Raw genomic sequence first — 16,572 nt, forward strand, 5'->3', positions numbered from 1 at the left:
AGGGCGTGGGGCATACGGTGCGGCTAGGACGGCGGAGTGCGCAGAGCCTCCAGCCGGAGTCTCAGACGCAGCCCTTCGACGGCATCGGTCACGAAGGTCGGCGCCGAGTCGGGACGGGAGACCTCCTCCATCAGGGTCAGTGCCTCGGGCAGGACCGCCGCGTGGCAGGAGACCGGCAGCCTGGTGGTCTCCTGGGTGGTCCAGTGGCCGATGTCCTCGGGTCGGTGCGAGCCGAGGGCGGACCGGAGGAAGGAGACCATGCGGCGAGAGTGCTCCGCGGAGTAAGGGTGCGGCCAGAAGCGGCGCATGTCGGTGAAGCGATCGAGATCACCCCGCTTGAAGGCGTCGGCCGTGCAGGCCTCGATGAGGGCGCCACTGCCACGACGGTCCGCGGTGAACAGGGCGCTGCTCAGATCCAGCGGCTCGCCCTCGAAGGTCACCTCGGCCTCGAGGAGCTGACCGGCGGACAGCCCGATGAGAGCCGGCCAGCGGTCGATCGGGACGCGTCCGACCACCTCCTCCAGCAGAGCGGGCGGGTATCCGGCAGACGCTCTCCTGGCGGCCGGTGGGCCGACGTCGACCCGGGACGGGTCCCCGGTGCCGCGCTCCCCGTACTCGTCACGCAGGACCTCGTCGGTCACCTCGATGGGTCGGCAGTCCACCCGGGTGGTGCGCAGAAACCGCTTGGTGACGCTCATATGCGAGGCGGCCAGGGCCTCGGCGCGCTGGACCAGGCCGGACTCGGGCAGATGGAGGAGCACCTGGGCCGCCGCCTGGCGCACCCCTCCGGAGCGGTCCGTGATGGCCATCTCCAGCAGAGGCAGGTCCGCCTCCCCCAGACCGGTGGCCAACGCCTCGACGATCCCCTCGCGGGCCTCGGCCTTCTCCTTCTTCCATGACGCCACCATGAGGGTCCGTGCTGCAGCCGGGTCCTGGGCGCGCAGCCGCCTGAAGTAGGCGAGCCGCCGGGCGGTGGTGCCCAGTCTCCACACGGAGTCGTCCCCGGAGCCGCCGCCGAGCAGGGACACCAGGGGCTCGACCCGCTTGCCCCACACCGGATGCTCGCGGAGCACCGCTGCGGCGCGTTCGTCGATGACGCCGAGGACCGCCTCGCGCTCCTCGTGCCTGTAGGCGGTCTCATTGAGGACGCGCACGAGGAGCGGGGCCGGCAGCCTCCAGCCGCACTCGGCCACCAGCCCCAGTGCAGTGGCCAGCAGCTGCTGCTGGGGCTTGCTGGCCAGAATCTGCTCGAGGACGGGGCGCAGCGCCTGCGGCGCCAGGGGGCGCGACGACGTCGGCCAACCGGTGTCTCGGGCGGCGGAGGAGGGGACCGAGAGGATCGTGGCCCGATGCACCGCCCCGTAGGCGGCGGCCGCGTCCAGGAGCACACCGGTGCCGTCCGCCGCGTCGCCCGCATCCCCACCCTCTGTCTTCTCCTGCTGGGCGGGGAGGGCTTCGGTGACGGCTCTGGGGAGGGGCTTCGAGGAGAAGGGTCTCGCACGTGTTCCCATGACGGCGGCTTGGGCCAACGGGGGCAGGTCACTCACAGGGCACGCACCTCTCCATCGGTGACAACACTCAGAGCCCGCAGGCCTGCGGGCGACAGCTCACCGGCAACCGTGACCTCGTCACTGTCGGCCAGAAGCGGCAGAACCCATCGGGCATCGTCGGGCATGATGAGCGGCAGCGCCCCGTCTGCGTCCCCGAGAGCCGGCTCGCCGTTGCCGAGCCGACGGAACCGCCCTGAGACCAGCACCGGTACGGCTTCCACCCACGGGTCCGCGGCAACGGCGAGCCTCCAGGCATCCCGAGCGGACGCCGTCCCTGAGGGCTCGGGCACCCAGCCGGTCACGGGCCGGGAGGGCTGCTCATCGGACAGGGCCACGCGCAGCTGGCCGCGCCCCGGGTAGAAGTGCGCGACGGCGTCGAACCGGGTCCCGGGAACGACAGTGGTGGAGAAACCGCCGGAGACGGGGGCGAAGGCGAGGATGAGCGCCCAGCGCCGGGTGGTCGTGCCGTAGAGCCACAGGCGGCGCTCGGCGAGCCTGCCCTCCACGGTGTCCCGGCCGGCCACGACCACCCAGGTGTCGCCGACGCCGGGCGAGGCCAGGACGTCCTCGGTACGCACGGTGATCCCTACGTAGGAGTGGACAGTGGCCCTCAGGTCGTCGGGCAGCTGCTCACGGCGGGTCCAGGCCCGAATGAGCAGGTGGAGCAGCCCGAGCCCGTCGACCAGTCGCTCGGGCCAGTCGGGGGAGGAGTCCGTCAGTCGTGACAGGGCCGTCAGGCGCCGGGCGACTCCGGGGGCCTGAGCATCGACCATGCGGGAGGCGAAGGCCGTCAGCTGCTTGGGGCGCTGGGCCGAACTGTTGGCCAGCCCCTGGCGGAACTGGTCAGCCAGCCACCGCTCCAGGTCCGCCAGCCCCTCGGTGATGCGCCGTTCGCGGGTGCGAGCTCGAGCCGCGGCGCTCTTTGCGGAGGCGGCCGCCCGGGCCGGGGCCTCGGGGTGGTCCGCGGACTCCTGCCGCGCGGCCTTCTGCTGGGCCCGTTTGGCTCGGCCCTCCAGCCACTCGGCGGCGAAAGCCTCCGGTTCCCCACCAGCCACCTGGCCCTGGCTCCACAGGTGCAGCAGGCCGACGGCGTGCTTGCAGGGGAACTTGCGGCTGGGGCAGGAGCACTTGAAGGCCGGACCGGACAGATCCACGCACACCCGGTACGGCTTCTTGCCCGACCCTGAGGCACTTCCCCACACCAACGCCTCGTGCACGCCGGTGTCGGACCACTTGGTGGGCGAGGCCAGCTTGAGGCCGGCCGTGGCGACCTGCTTGTCCGGTGCCAGCGCGGTGACCTGCTCGGTGCTCCAGGGCACGATGGTCGGTGAGCTCATGAGGCCGAGGATAGGGCAGGGCGGTGACACCGATGAGCCCTCTTTCGCGGGAATCTCGATGACACGCCTGGGGAGTCCTTCCCATGGTGCCCGCTCTTCTACACTCACCTGCATGACCACCGACGCTCACCACGGACGCCCCTCCACCGCTCCGGGCGGCCCCAGCAGCGCCGCCGGTCCTAGCGGTCCCGCCGGACGCGACCCCCTGCCCTTGGCGGGGCGCACCGTCCTGGTGACGGGGGTCAGCCGCCGCATCGGCATCGGTCACGCCATCGCCTGCCGCGCCGCCGACTACGGGGCGAGCATCGTCGCTCACCACTACCGCCCGCACGACGCCTCCCAACCTTGGGGCGCCGACGACATCGACGCCGTCATGGCCTCCATCCGCACCCACCTGGTGGGTCCGGCCCGGCTCATCGACATCCCCGCCGACTTGGCCGCCCCCGGGGAGCCGGCCCGCGTCGTCGAGCAGGCCGCTGCCGCCGCCGGTCACCTCGACGCCCTCGTGTGCAACCAGGCCATGAGCAGCCCCGACGGGGCGCTCAGCGAGATGACCGAGGCCGTCCTGGACGTCCACTGGGCCGTCGACGCCCGCGCCTCCATCCTCCTGGCGCAGGCCTTCGCCGCCCAGGAGGGCTTCGCCTCGCCCGCCCCGACCGGTTCGGCGCGCCGCCGCGGCGCCATCGTCTTCCTCACCTCGGGCCAGGGCCTGGGCCCCCTGCCCGGGGAGATCGCCTACGCCGCCGCCAAGGCCGCCATCGCCGGCCTCACCCCGACCATCTCCGAGGAGCTCATCGACGTTGGCATCACCGTCAACACGGTCAACCCCGGCCCCGTCGACACCGGCTACGTCACCGAGGCGGACCGCGAGGCGACCGCCGTCATGTTCCCCCAGGGGCGCTGGGGCGAGCCCGACGACGCCGCCCGCCTCATCACCTGGCTGCTCACCGACGAGGCTCGCTGGATCACCGGGCAGGTTATCAACTCCGAGGGCGGCTTCGCCCGCTGGCGCCGCTGACAGCCGCGCACAGGCGCCGGCGTACCTGTGCGCTCTGGCTGCCCTGTCCCATTGCGCCCCGCGCCTCTCACACACTTCGACCGAAACTTCATAGAAGACGCGGCTCAGCGTCGATTTTGAAGATTCTGTCGAAGTGTTAGCGGGGCACTGAAGTGCCGTGGCAGAGCGCTGGCGGCGCACCGCCCTCAGGCCGGCAGCAGGCGCAGCAGCGTGACCTCGGGCCGGCAGGCCAGGCGCACGGGCGTGTAGGGGCTCGTGCCGAGTCCGGCGGAGACGTGCAGGTACATGTGGTCGGCGGCCCGCGGGTCCCCGAGCCGGCCGGGCCACTGCGACAGGCCCGAGGCGCGCCCCCGGTCCAGGTCGCAGTTGGTCACCAGCGCCCCCACCCCGGGCACGCACAGCTGCCCGCCGTGGGTGTGCCCGGCCAGGACCAGGTCGACGTCGTCGGCCGACATCGCCTCCAGGACCCGCCGGTAGGGGGCGTGCGTGAGCCCCAGCCGCAGAGCCCGGCCCTCGTGGTCGCGGATCGCCGGCAGGGAGGTGGCCGACTCCGCTGAGCCGGCTGCCTCCGGGACAGGCAGGACGTCGCGGTTGGCGTGCGGGTCGTCGACGCCGACCAGGTCGATGCGCCGCCCGCGCACGGTCAGCGAGCCGCGCCGGTTGGTCAGGTCCACCCAGCCGCCGGCGGCCTGCAGGTCACGGACCTCCTCCCAGGGCAGGGCCTCGATGTCCTCGTCGCGCACGAGGCTGGAGGCCTTGCGCGGGTCCCGGTGCAGGTATCGCGTCGGCAGGCGGAAGACGGTGGAGCGGTAGTCGTGGTCGCCCATGACGAAGGCCCCAGGCAGACTCGTCAGCGGTTCGAGCGCCCGCCGCAGCGGCTCCAGCCCGGATGCCAGGGAGAGGTTGTCGCCGGTGTTGACGACGACGTCGGGCTGCAGCTGCGCCAGCTGGCGCACCCAGGCGACCCGCGCCTCGGTGCGGCCCGTCAGGTGAAGGTCGGCCAGGTGCAGCACCGTGAGGGGCTCCTCGTCGGCGGCGAGCACCGGCACATCGATGCGCCGCAGTACGGGGCGCCTGGCCTCAATGAGGCTGTAGGCCAGCGTGGCCGCCCCCAGAGCGGCGGTGGTGCCGACGACGGACAGGGCGGTGCGGCCGGCAGGGCAGGGCGTCATGGGGAGTCGGGTCCTCTTCTGTGCAGTTGTCGTTCTCGCGGGGAGAGCCGCTCACCCGTGGGAGGGAATGGGCAGGACCGGGTCGTTGCCCACGGCCTGAGACATGTAGTCGCGCCACATCGGCACAGCCAGGTCGCTACCGTACATGATGCCAATGTAGTGCGGGCCGATCTGCTGGTAGTTGAGGGTCCTGGGGCTGCCGGCGTGACCGATCCAGACGGCGGTGGCCAGCTGCGGGGTGAAGCCGACGAACCAGGCGTCATTGTTGTCATCCGTGGTTCCGGTCTTGCCGCCGATCGGTCGGCCGAAGACGGCTTGCTGAGCCGTTCCGCCTCTCTGTGACGTGGCGGTCAAGGTGGTCGCCGTCAGGTCCGCGGCCCCCTGATCCATGGCCTGGGTGCAGTCGGCGCTGGGCACGGCCATGGAGGTGCCGCTGGCGTCCAGGATCTGGTCGATGGCGATGGGCTTGCAGTACTTGCCGCCGGCGGCGAAGGTCGCGTAGGCGTTGGCCATGCTCAGGGGCGGCACGTTCTGTGAGCCCAGCACGATGGAGGGGCGGGGGTCCAGCTGGGTCCCGTCGGCCTTCGTCACTCCGATGGAGGCGGCGAAGCTGGTGACGTCGCAGACGTTGAGGCGGCTGAGCATCTCGGCGTAGGCGACGTTGATGGACAGCTTCGTGGCCTCGGTGACGTTGGTGGCGCGGTTGAGGGAGGGGTCAACGTTCTTCGGGGCCCAGTTCGGGTCGTTGTTCTCCGGGGCGCAGGGGATGTCCCAGTGGAAGGTTCTGGGGACGGCGCTGAGCCTGGCGCTGGCGGAGTTCCCGTTCTTGAACCAGTCGGCCAGGATGAGGGCCTTGAAGGTTGACCCCGGCTGGAAGCCGACGGTTCCGTCACTGAGCTCAATGCCGCCGTGCTTGGCGTCCGCGGCATAGACGAGCTGGGTGTCGGTGCTGTCCGGGCCGCCGGCGCCGTAGTTGCTGTTCTGGGCCAGCGCCTGGATCCGGCCCGTGCCGGGCTCGATCGAGACGATGGTCGTGTCGGTTCCCGAAGGGTCGCCGGTGGGGACATTGGACTGGATGACGCTGTCCGCGGCGCTCTGACGCTGGAGGTCCAAGGTGGTGGTGATCTTCAGGCCTCCGCGTGTCAGAAGCTGACGGCGGGAGGCGATATCAGGCCCGAAGTTCTCCGACCCGAGGATCTCGTTGACCACGTAGGTGCAGAAGTAGGCGGCGCCTCCCGCAGCACCGCATCCGGCCGGGGACTCCGAGACGTGCAGCATGCTCGCGATCGGGGTGGCGACGGCCTCGTCGTACTGCTGCTTGGTGATGAACTTCTCCTCCAGCATCTTGGAGAGCACCCAGTTCATGCGGTTCTTGGCCAGCTCCGGCTGGGTGACGGGGTCGTAGGCGCTGGGGGCGTTGGTGGTGCCGGCCATGAGGGCGGCCTCGGCCACCGTCAGGTCCTTGGCCGACTTGCTGAAGTAGTGCCGGGCGGAGGCCTCGACCCCGTAGGTGGAGGGGCTGAAGGCGGCGATGTTGAGGTAGCCCTCGAGAATCTGCTGCTTGGAGTACTTCTGCTCCAGGCTGAGGGCGAACTTCATCTCCCGCAGCTTGCGGGCCACGGTGCTCTCGGTGGCGTCCTTGATGATCTTGTGGTCATCGTTCTTCAAGCCGGTCTCGATGAGCGTGTTGCGCACGTACTGCTGGGTCAGCGTTGAGGCGCCCTGACGCGAGCCGCCGGCGTTGTTGGACACCAGGGCTCGCACCATGCCGGTGGGGTCAACGCCCTGGTGCTGGTAGAAGCGCTGGTCCTCGACGGCGACGATGGCGTTCTGCATGTTGACCGAGATCGAGCTCAGAGGCACCACGATGCGGTTCTCGGCGTAGAACTTGGTGATCTCGGTGCCGTCGGCCGCCAGGAGGGTGGAGATCTGGCTGGGTGGCTGGACGTTGAAGTCGCTGGGAAGCTCTTCGAAGAGCTCGGCCGACGCCTTGGTCAGCGCTGCCGTGGCGCCCACGAAGGGGGCGGCGAAGCCCGCTGACAGGACGCCGCCGACGCACGAGAGAGTCAGGAAGACCACGAGCATCGAGACGACCTGGGGTGGTGTCAGTGAGCGCCCGCGCGCAGAGGATTTCGCCATGGCGCCAGCCTACGTGGAATCGCCTGGAGGATGCAGTGGCGTAGGCCCTCTTCGGGCTGGGAAGACCCTTAGAGGCAGGCTCGGCGCCTTCCGTTCGGCGGGGCTGCGGGGTGATTCGACGTCGCGGCGAGCGCTCGGTGGCGGGGCGCTCAGACACATAGCGAGACAACTCTGATACTCAGATAATTCCTAGGAAATATTCAGGCGAGAGTCACGGTGGCATCACGATTCCTTGAGGAGGGGTGCGGCTTGGGTGCCGCCTGACGTCCGTGAGAACTGGATTCCTCAGCCGTGGGAAAGGTAAGGCGGGCGGCGGGCTCGACGCCCAGCAATCGGCTCGCTATCAGAGAACCCCCCTTGTTTGCGCTGATCGTCGGTGCGTTGTCGGGGGCTTGCGGGGATCGGATTGCCCGGGTCACAGGGTGAGGATTTGGTGTGTGATGCTCGGTTGCCATACGGTAACGACTGTGACGTGACCGACAACGGCGTCGGCCGTTGAATGGATCGGGAGTGAGCATGATTCAAGACGACCAGACCTGGGCGGCCCAAGCGGCCTGCGCCGCCGTCGAGCCTGACCAGCTCTTCGGCAAGGGCGCTGAGCAGCGCGACGCGAGATCACTGTGCTTCGCCTGTCCGGTTCGCATGGAGTGCCTGGCCGAGGCACTCAACTCCGAGTCCAGCTTCGGCGTCTGGGGCGGACTGACCGAGCGGGAGAGGCGGGCGCTGCTGCGACGCTTCCCCGAGGTCGACGACTGGGGCCGGTGGCTCGAGCGCGAGGATGACGAGCTCGTTGCCGAGATCCACGCCCGTCGCGCCCCCCGCATCCTGGCCCGGGTGCGCTGCGCCTCCTGAAGGCCGTCCCCGCGTTCCGGGTTTCCGGCGCCTGGCGGCGAGTCCTAGGCTGAGGCTCATGACTGCATCTTCTGAGCCCGTTTCCGCCGCGCCGACCATCTGGGAGTACGTCACCGTCCCCCTCATCACCCACGCCACCAAGCAGATCCTCGATCAGTGGGGCGCTGACGGCTGGGAGCTCGTCCAGGTCGTGCCCGGTCCGTCCGGCACGGACAACCTCATCGCCTACCTCAAGCGCCCCCGGTCCTGACGGGCCGCTCGGCGGCGCCAGCGCGCACGACGACCGCGCCTGCGGTCCGGTAGGTCCCGGCCGCAGGCGCGGCATTGTCTGTGACGTTGATGCGGGCGTCAGCGCTCGGCGGTTCGTCCGGTGCGCTGTGCTGAGGGCTCGCGACCCGAGGCGGGGCCTCAGCGGGCGCGACGGCGCAGGCGGTCGACGTCGAGCAGCGTGACGGCCCGGCCCTCCAGGCGGATCCAGCCGCGGGAGACGAATTCGGCCAGCGACTTGTTGACCGTCTCGCGCGAGGCGCCCACCAGCTGGGCGAGCTCCTCCTGGGTGAGGTCGTGGGGAACGTGGACGCCGTCGTCGGTGGGTGAGCCGAAGCGGTCGGCCAGGTCCAGCAGGGCCTTGGCCACGCGGCCGGGCACGTCGGAGAAGACGAGGTCCGCCAGCGCGGTGTTCGTGCGGCGCAGGCGCTGGGCCAGGGCGCGCAGCATGTCCTTGGCCAGCTGCGGGTGGGACTCCACGAAGGTCATGAGCTGGTTGTGGTCGAGCGTCAGGAGCTCGGTGGGGGCCACGGCGGTCGCGGTGGTGGAGCGCGGGCCCGGGTCGAACAGGGTCAGCTCGCCGACGATCTCGCCGGGGCCGAGCACCGCGAGCAGGTTCTCGCGGCCGTCGGCGCTGGCGTGGCCGAGCTTCACCTTCCCGGAGAGGAGAATGTAGAGGCGGTCGCCTGAGTCGCCCTCGTTGAAGAGGGTCTCGCCACGGCGCAGAGTCGTCTGCGTCATCATGGCGCGCAGTTCCTCCTGCTCCTCCGGGCTCAGGCCCTCGAAGAGCGGGATCCTGGAGATAATGCTGTCTTCCACGGAGATCCTCCTGGTGGTTAGGGGGCTGGCATCCCGCATGCGGGAGCCCTCGGGTCTATCCTGCCACGGCTTGTGACCTGTGGCACGCCGTCGAGCATTGTAGCCTCCGTGTGTTGCAGGTCAAAAGGAAGTGAGCAAAATCGGGTGCGTCGTGTGACACGGTCCTATCCGTGAGGTTGCGGGTCGGCGGCGGGATCGACTGCAATGGCGGTCTTCGGAGGACGGCTCGCTCTGAGGCGGGGCGGGGCTGGTGGTGCCGGTGACGCCGCCGATGAGATCGCGGAGAGAGGACAGAGAGGACACAGTGCGCAGGGCAGTGAGTAGTGAGGTTGAGGCGGCCGGGACGGCGACCGAGGTTGCCGAGGCGGAGACCCTGACTGAGGCGGCCCGGCGGGCGGGCGCCGTCGACGATGAGCTCATGGCCCTCTACCCCGACGCCGCCTGCGCCCTCGACCACGACGGTCCCTTCCAGCTGCTCGTGGCCACCGTCCTGTCTGCCCAGACCACCGACGCGCGCGTCAACACGGTCACCCCCGAGCTCTTCGGGCGCTATCCCGACGCCGCCGCCCTGGGGGCCGCCCGGCGCGAGGACCTCGAGGCGATCCTGCGGCCCCTGGGCTTCCAGCGTGCTAAGGCCGGGCACCTGCTCGGCATCGGGCAGGCGCTCACCGAGCGCTTCGAGGGACGGGTGCCGCGCAGCCGAGAGGAGCTGGTGTCCCTGCCGGGAGTGGGGCGCAAGACCGCCAACGTCGTGCTCGGCAACGCCTTCGCACAGCCCGCCATCACCGTGGACACCCATGTGGGGAGGCTCTCGCGCCGCCTGGGGTGGTCGACGTCGAAGGACCCGCTGCGGGTGGAGAAGGACATTGCGGCCCTGTGGGAGCCGTGGCGCTGGACCGACGGCTGCCACCGGCTCATCGAGCACGGGCGCCGGGTGTGCTCGGCCCGCTCGCCCCGCTGCGGCCAGTGTGCGCTGCTCGAGGCCGGGTTGTGCCCGCAGGTGGGCGTTTGAGGGCCGAGCCTGTGCAGGCCGACGTTAGGCCGACGCCGAGCCGGGCATTTTTCGCGTAGCCCTACAGAAATACGGTTGGGCTACGCGAAAAATGCCCGGCTCGCGGCATCAGGCGGAGGCGGGTGGGGCGACGTCGGCCAGGAAGGGCAGCAGGGCCCGGACGAACCCGGCCGGGGTCTCCTCCTGAGGGAAGTGGCCGGAGCGGTGGACCGTCACCTGACGCAGGTTGCCGGCTACGCGGTGGGTGTCGCGCGCGTAGGCCTGGGCGGGCTGGACCGGGTCGAGCTCGCCCTGCACCGACAGGACGGGCACCGTCGCCGGCTTGTCCAGGGCCGCAGTCTCCGCCCGGGACAGCACGAGGTTGCGCAGCGGCTCCAGGGCGCTGCGGGCGGCGCCGGGTCGGGACAGGAGCTCGGCATAGTAGGGAGCCTCCTCGGCCACTGCCTCGCGCGTGTACGGCCCGGCCCAGGAGCGCAGCAGGCCCTCCAGGGCGCTGCGGCTGCGCAGGCGGCGCTTGGCCAGCCCCGGGATCCGCAGGCTCACGTACTGCAGCGCCGGCCCGGACAGCGCCCGGGCTCGCAGTGAGCGCAGCGCGAGCGGGTGGGGGGCGCCGATCGGGACGATCGCCGTCGTCAGGTCCGGGGCCAGGCGCGGCAGCGCCCAGGCGACCTGGCCGCCGAGCCCCGCGCCGACGACCACGGCCCGCTCGTGTCCCAGGGACCGGACCACGGCGGCCAGGTCCTGGGCAAGCGTCACCAGGTCATAGCCCGACGGCGGCCGGTCCGAGCCGCCGAAGCCGCGCAGGTCGAGAGCCGCCACGCGGTGCCCGGCCTGCGCCAGGGCGGGGATGACGTGGCGCCAGGTCCACCAGCACTCGGGGAAGCCGTGCACCAGGAGGGTGAGGGGGCCGGCTCCGGCCGGGGCCTCGGGGCCCGCCAGCGCGACATGGAAACGGGTGCCGCGGGCGGTGAGGTTGCGATGGGTCCAGGGGCCGGGGCGGTTGACGTCAACAGGCACGCCCGCAGCCTACTGGTCGGCGCCCCGTACCGACGACGAGACGTCCGAGGGTCGGCCGGTAGTGCTCGCATGGGCGCCCGCGGCGGAGAGGGGGCGCCTGGCACTGCCCGCGGGTCGCTTTGCACCGCCCACGTCGTCCTGCACCGCCCCAGGGGCGCCCCCGGGGGACGTTCTCGAGCGGCCGGGGACAGGACGCGCGGCCGGGGACAGGAATCCGGTCCCTGACGGCGTCGAGTGTCCCCGTCGGTACCGGAATGTCCCCGACGGCGCAGGATGTCCCCGTCTGTGGAGACAGGCAGTCCTCGATGCGACCCGTCCCCGGCGGCGCGCCGGCTGCGCGCCGTCTCCGCCCCTCTCCCGTGCGTCCACGACGCCGTCGGAGGCAGGGAATGTCCAAAACGGAGACAAAGGTCGCGACGAGGCGGAGAACAAGGAAAGGAAACCGCATGATTCCGCGGTTCAGGTAATGGTGCGAACGTCTGGATATCCTCTTTGTCACCGATTTGGACACGCAGCGGGACGAACCGGTTCCCGGAGCCGTGCCGGAGCTGGAGGTTGGGCTCGATGCCGCTGCTGATCGCGGAGGGAAGGGGAAGGAATGACTGCCCAGCGCCGCCATGACTCGGGTGATGGCTCCGCCGATGACCTCACCGAGGGCCTTGGCACTGACTCCTGTAGCTGTGCGCACGCGGATGTCGCGGCCTCAGACACTGTCGCCGACCCGGCTCCCGAGGAGGGGGCGGCCGCCGGTGCCGGCGGCACTGGAGGAGAGGACGGGCCGGGGCTCATGACGACCGGCCGCTTGGAGGCCTTCAGCGACGGGGTCATCGCCATCGCCATCACCCTGCTGAGCCTGGAGATCAAGCTGCCCGACGACGGCGGGAGCCTCCTGCACTCCCTCGCCTCCCTGTGGTCCAGCTACGTGGGATTCGTCCTCAGCTTCCTCCTGGTGGGGCAGGTCTGGCTCAACCATCACGCCATCTTCGTGCGAGTGTGCAGCGTCGACCAGTGGATGCTCATCTGCAACCTCTTCCTCCTGCTCGACGTCGCCTTCCTACCCTTCGCCACCTCGGTGCTCACCCGGTCCCTGGAGTCCGGCCACGACGAGCGCACGGGCGCCGTCTTCTACGGGATGGTCATGGTGGTCGGCGGGTTGTTCTTCAACGCCCTGTGGCGAGCATCCATCCAGGACCGCAGCCGACTGCGACCGTGGGTCTCCGAGGCGGAGGTTCGGTCCATGACCCGGCGCTTCGCGATGGGGCCGTGGCTGTACGCACTGGCCGCGCTGCTGGGGCTGGTCAGCGCCTGGTTGAGCGTGGCCACCTACGTGGCCCTCATCGTCTTCTACATGGTCGGCCACCGGCCGCGGCGGGTCAGCCCAGCAGGAGGCTGAGGGCCACATACACACCGGTGCCGCCGATGAGTGACAGCCCGATGGAGCGCCGCCACAGGTGCAGGCCCGCCGTCGCCCCGATTCCGCAGGCGGCCGGCAGCCAGCTCGACGGCGACAGGCTCACCCCGCCCAGCGTGTAGGCCACCAGGACGATCATGACCCCCAGCGGCATCGCCCGGGACAGGAAGGCCAGCAGCGCACTGTCCTGGCGTCCGCGCAGCAGCACGAAGGGCATGATCCGGCACACGAAGGTAATGACGGTAACGACCACGACGGCGACCGCGATCTGCGGGTTGGTGAGCATCAGCTGCCCCTCCGCCCCGGCTCCGGCGCGCTCGCCCCGGGGCGGCGGCCGCGCCAGGCGTACAGCCCCACCAGGCCGACGGCGAGGATCACCAATGCGGTCAGCAGCGCCGCCGAACCACCGATCGCCAGGCCGATCCCGCCGGCCACCAGCCCCACGCACAGCACCCCGATATCGGGGTGGTTGCGCCAGTTCTCGATGGCCAGGACCACGAACAGGGACGTGAGCACGAAGCCGAGCAGCTCGATGCGCTCACCCACCACGGAGGCCAGCGCCGTGCCGGCCAGTGCCCCGACGGTCGTGCCCACCACCCAGGAGGCGTGGCTGATCGCCTCCACGCCCACCAGGTAGCGCCCGCTCATGGCTCGCCGGTCGCGCGCCGCCAGCAGCGCGTAGACCTCGTCGGTGATCGCGTGGACGGCGTAGAGGCGCGTGAGCGCCCTGCCCCGCACCCGCTCCAGGGGGAAGCCCAGCCCGTAGAAGACGTGCCGGCCCGAGACGAAACCGGTGGACAGGGCGATGGTCGCCAGCGGCTCGCCGCCACCGGCCAGCGGCACCAGCAGCATCTGCATGGTCCCGGAGTAGATGACCAGGCTCCACACCGGCGCCCACCACCAGGCCAGGCCCTCGGCGACCAGCAGCATCCCGGCCGCCAGCCCCAGCGTCACGTATCCGACGACGATGGGCACCGCGTCACGGGCCGCATCGGCGAGGGTCTGCATCCGTCGAGCCGACGGCGCCCCTGTCCCTTCCGTCCCGGCGGGCGGCGGGGCGGCGTCGGGCTCAGTCACGCGGGCCGCGGACGTCGTCCTGCTTGCGCTGCCCGGCCCGGCGAGCCAGGTGGGCGACGACGGCGACCATGATCGTGAGCACGCCCATGAGGATGAAGCGGCCGGAGAGGCCGTCGTCCATGACGTAGGTGGACAGGGCCTTGCCCAGGTCGGAGTGGGCCTGGAGCCGATCGACCGTGGGCCCCAGGATCGACTTGGTGACCCCCGGCGTGAGGACGAAGGGCAGACCGATAACCGTGCTGATGGCGCCGACGACGAAGGCCCCCAGCGAGGAGCGCGAGATCATGAGCAGGGCGGCGGCGCAGGCCGCGGTCCCGCCCAGGATCTCCAGCGCGCCCATCGGGGAGGCGGCCGCCGGCCAGGCCGAGGGGTTGCCGCCGGTCAGGGTGGCGGCGCCGTCGTGCACGAGGAACCAGGCCAGAGGGAACAGGACGATGGCGACGAGTACTCCGGCCCAGTGGGTCTCGACTCGCGAGCCCGGGGCGTTCAGCGCGCTGGCGCCCCTGAGGAGGATGGAGTCGTCGTCCTCGTCGGCACCGGTCATGGCCATGGCGGCCTGCCGGGCCCGCGAGCGGCCGCGCTCCTCCGGGTCGTCACTCTGCCCGGCGTCGGCGCTCGCGGACAGTCCCCGGGCGGTGGGGGCGGTTGGGAACCAGTCGGGCGTCTGCTGCGGGGAGGGGGCCGACGGCGAGGCTGCCGGCGTCGGGCGGTAGTCCCGGGCGCTCGCGGAGGCGGAGGCCTCGGGGTGGAGGTCGGAGAGCTCGATGTACGGGGACGAGACGGCTCGGGGCGCCGACTCGGTGGAACGCGCCGAGGGGGCGCTGGCGGCGGAGCCCGTCCGGGCCAGCTGGGCCGCGGGGGTCGCCGGCCAGGACGGGGCCGAGGGGCGGTTGTCCGCCGAAGCGCTCACCGGCGCCGTCGGAGCCGCTGACTCCGGTGCCTCCGGCTCGGCCGGAGACGTCACCGATGGTGACGGGGCGGCCGGTGTCATCGTGGCCGCTGACGGTGCGGAGGAGGTCGGGAAGGCCGCAGGGGTGGCGGGAGCCTCAACGGGCACGAAGCCGTCATCGGTGTCGTCGACGTCCTCATCGTCCTCACGGTCATCGACGGCGGCTGTCGAGACGGGCACCGAGGCGGCTGCCGGCTGCGCAGCCTCCTCGACAGCGTTCTCGGTCACGTTCTGAGCATCGTCCTCGATCTCCTCGTCGGTCCCGGCCACCTGCTCGGCCTCACCGACCTCGCTGGCCTCGTCGTTGTCCGCGTCGAGCTCGCCGTCGAAGTCCTTGATGTCGTCGGTGTCGTCGATATTGGTGTTGTCAGTGTCGTCCACGCCCGCCGCGTCATCCGTGGTGCCGGTTGCGGTGGAGGGGGTCTGCGGGGTGGTGCCCGTGATCTCGTTCGCGGCCCGGGCCGCACCGGTGGCCACCGAGACGGGTACGGCCCTCACGGCGGGGGAACCGGTCACGGGGGTGGGAATCGCCGGGGACGCGGGGGCGAGGTCGGCCTCCGCCTCAGGGGCGTCGAGGTCATCGGTCCCGGTGGGCTCCTCCGGCAGGGACGAGTCCTCGGAGTCATCGAACTCTTCAAGGTCTTCGAAGTCCTCGAAGTCCTCGAAGTCCTCAGTCTCGATGAGGCTCTGCGGCGCCGCGGGAGCCTCGGCGGTGTCGGCCGCGGGCGCGCGTCCCTGACTGTCCGCGGCCGCTGTCGTCGGCACTGCGGCGGATGCTATGGTCGGCTGGCTGGCCGGATGGCTGATCGGCCGGCCGACTGGCCGGGTGTCCGGTGCGCCTGCCGGCTGACGGGTGGGCTCGGTGCTCACTGCCGGGGCCTCGTCCTCGTCGTCCACCGCGGCGGGCGAGGGCGCCTCCGGGGCGGAGCCGGCGGAGCTGCTGAGGGCTGCGGTCGTGCTGGCTGTGCTGGCTGTGTTGGTCGTGCTGTTGGCGGTAGCTGCGGTGGCTGCTGGAGGCGTAGCGGCTGTGGCGGCCGAGTCCTGAGGCTCCTCGGGGCGGGTGGACTCAGGAGCCGTGGGCGCCGTGGTCTGTACGGCGACCTGGGTGGTGCCGGCCTCAACAGTCTCAGCACGGGCCTTCGGGGCGCCGGCGCCCTCGGGGGCCGCCGGCTCGGTCGTGGCCTCCGTGGTGGCCTGGGCTGCGTCGGCGACCGGTGCCGGCTTCTCCTCCACCTCGCCGGGCTCCGACGACGGCGGAATCGACCGTGGCATGCCATTGGCCGCAGTGGTCCTGACGGCCGTCTCCACGACTGCGTCGTCGACGGTGGGACGCAACGGGGCCTGGACGGGGCGGTCGGCCGGGAGGTCTCCGCCGTGAGGGTCCTGGTGCACCAAGGACGTCGGCTCCTCGGAAGGAGCGCCGGTGTCCTCAGCCGCTTCATCGGCTGTGTCCGTGGCTGTGCCGGCGACCACCCGGGCGGTGTTCGCGGCAGCCTTGGCGGCGGTCTTGACGGTTTCGACGGCCTGGGTGGCGCGGCTCCCGGAGGCGGCGAAGGGCGCCTGCTCGCGGAGGTTCAAGGTGTCGGCCTCGTCGTCAGCGGCCGCTGCTCCTGCCTCGCCGGCCCCGTCATCGGCTGTCTCTGCCTCATCGGCGTCGGCGGCACTGACCGCAGCGGCCTCGCCGTCCTGGGCCGCCGTCGCCCGAGGCGCGGGAGAGGCGGCCTGGGAGACCTGGGTGACCTTGCCGACGAGGCTCGCGAGGGAGGCCGAGCCCAGGGCCTCATCGGCCAGGTTGACCGTCGCCTCTCCCGAGCGGGGATCCGTGGCCGGTGTCCGCGTTGTGGGTGTCGACGCCGCCTTTGAGGACGGGGTGACGTCGTCGGAGGGGACGGGTGGTGCCTGCGGCGCGGTGCGGTCTGTGTTGTCGGTGCTCACGAGGTCTCCTTACGCAT

Annotated in this window: 14 protein-coding genes; 5 read left to right on the plus strand and 9 right to left on the minus strand. The window is 71.3% G+C overall.

What is annotated here, in order from left to right:
* Positions 1–23: 23 nt before the first annotated feature.
* The gene (locus tag BKH20_RS03245; RefSeq protein WP_075389922.1) at positions 24–1,547 is read right to left on the minus strand and encodes a DUF5691 domain-containing protein; all 1,524 of its coding nucleotides are present in this window, start codon (positions 1,545–1,547) and stop codon (positions 24–26) included.
* Positions 1,544–2,887, minus strand: a complete 1,344-nt coding sequence (locus BKH20_RS03250; RefSeq protein ID WP_075389957.1) for an SWIM zinc finger family protein — start codon at positions 2,885–2,887, stop codon at positions 1,544–1,546. Before BKH20_RS03250 ends, BKH20_RS03245 begins: the two co-directional genes overlap by 4 nt.
* A gap of 112 nt (positions 2,888–2,999) precedes the next feature.
* On the opposite strand from BKH20_RS03250, the gene BKH20_RS03255 reads away from it, so the two are divergent.
* Entirely contained in the window at positions 3,000–3,905 is a 906-nt protein-coding gene (locus tag BKH20_RS03255; protein WP_075389923.1) for an SDR family oxidoreductase, read from the plus strand.
* 185 nt (positions 3,906–4,090) lie between these two features.
* On the opposite strand, the gene BKH20_RS03260 is transcribed toward BKH20_RS03255, so the two are convergent.
* Both BKH20_RS03260 and BKH20_RS03265 read right to left on the minus strand, forming a co-directional pair.
* Complete coding sequence (locus BKH20_RS03260; RefSeq protein WP_075389924.1) at positions 4,091–5,077, minus strand: metallophosphoesterase; 987 nt, start codon at positions 5,075–5,077, stop codon at positions 4,091–4,093.
* A gap of 51 nt (positions 5,078–5,128) precedes the next feature.
* A complete protein-coding gene (locus BKH20_RS03265; RefSeq protein ID WP_075389925.1) occupies positions 5,129–7,216 on the minus strand; it encodes a transglycosylase domain-containing protein in 2,088 nt (695 codons plus the stop codon).
* A gap of 516 nt (positions 7,217–7,732) precedes the next feature.
* Between BKH20_RS03265 and BKH20_RS03270 the strand changes: the two genes are divergently transcribed.
* On the plus strand, positions 7,733–8,068 hold the full coding sequence (locus BKH20_RS03270) for a WhiB family transcriptional regulator (RefSeq protein WP_075372417.1): 336 nt from the start codon (positions 7,733–7,735) through the stop codon (positions 8,066–8,068).
* Positions 8,069–8,126: 58 nt separating this feature from the next.
* Complete coding sequence (locus BKH20_RS03275) at positions 8,127–8,318, plus strand: DUF4177 domain-containing protein (protein ID WP_075389926.1); 192 nt, start codon at positions 8,127–8,129, stop codon at positions 8,316–8,318.
* 158 nt (positions 8,319–8,476) lie between these two features.
* Here the strand turns inward: BKH20_RS03275 and BKH20_RS03280 are convergent, their stop codons facing one another.
* The gene (locus tag BKH20_RS03280) at positions 8,477–9,154 is read right to left on the minus strand and encodes a Crp/Fnr family transcriptional regulator (RefSeq protein WP_003787943.1); all 678 of its coding nucleotides are present in this window, start codon (positions 9,152–9,154) and stop codon (positions 8,477–8,479) included.
* A 250-nt stretch (positions 9,155–9,404) separates the two neighbouring features.
* Here BKH20_RS03280 and nth point away from each other — a divergent pair, with 250 nt between their 5' ends.
* Positions 9,405–10,166: an endonuclease III gene (nth, locus tag BKH20_RS03285; protein WP_075389927.1), complete on the plus strand. Its 762-nt coding sequence runs from the start codon at positions 9,405–9,407 to the stop codon at positions 10,164–10,166.
* A 108-nt stretch (positions 10,167–10,274) separates the two neighbouring features.
* Here the strand turns inward: nth and BKH20_RS03290 are convergent, their stop codons facing one another.
* Entirely contained in the window at positions 10,275–11,183 is a 909-nt protein-coding gene (locus BKH20_RS03290) for an alpha/beta fold hydrolase (RefSeq protein WP_075389928.1), read from the minus strand.
* 598 nt (positions 11,184–11,781) lie between these two features.
* On the opposite strand from BKH20_RS03290, the gene BKH20_RS03295 reads away from it, so the two are divergent.
* Positions 11,782–12,576, plus strand: coding sequence for a TMEM175 family protein (locus tag BKH20_RS03295; RefSeq protein WP_075389929.1), 795 nt, complete (start codon positions 11,782–11,784; stop codon positions 12,574–12,576).
* On the opposite strand, the gene BKH20_RS03300 is transcribed toward BKH20_RS03295, so the two are convergent.
* The 3 genes from BKH20_RS03300 to BKH20_RS14515 form a co-directional block, all read right to left on the minus strand.
* Positions 12,557–12,880, minus strand: a complete 324-nt coding sequence (locus BKH20_RS03300) for a branched-chain amino acid transporter permease (RefSeq protein ID WP_075389930.1) — start codon at positions 12,878–12,880, stop codon at positions 12,557–12,559. The genes BKH20_RS03295 and BKH20_RS03300 overlap by 20 nt on opposite strands.
* Positions 12,880–13,602, minus strand: coding sequence for an AzlC family ABC transporter permease (locus BKH20_RS03305; protein WP_075389931.1), 723 nt, complete (start codon positions 13,600–13,602; stop codon positions 12,880–12,882). Before BKH20_RS03305 ends, BKH20_RS03300 begins: the two co-directional genes overlap by 1 nt.
* Before the next feature lie 61 nt (positions 13,603–13,663).
* Positions 13,664–16,555: a hypothetical protein gene (locus BKH20_RS14515; protein ID WP_256693009.1), complete on the minus strand. Its 2,892-nt coding sequence runs from the start codon at positions 16,553–16,555 to the stop codon at positions 13,664–13,666.
* Between the last annotated feature and the right edge of the window lie 17 nt (positions 16,556–16,572).

The sequence above is a fragment of the Actinomyces oris genome, from assembly GCF_001937445.1.
In the GTDB taxonomy this organism is placed as follows: Bacteria; Actinomycetota; Actinomycetes; order Actinomycetales; family Actinomycetaceae; genus Actinomyces; species Actinomyces acetigenes.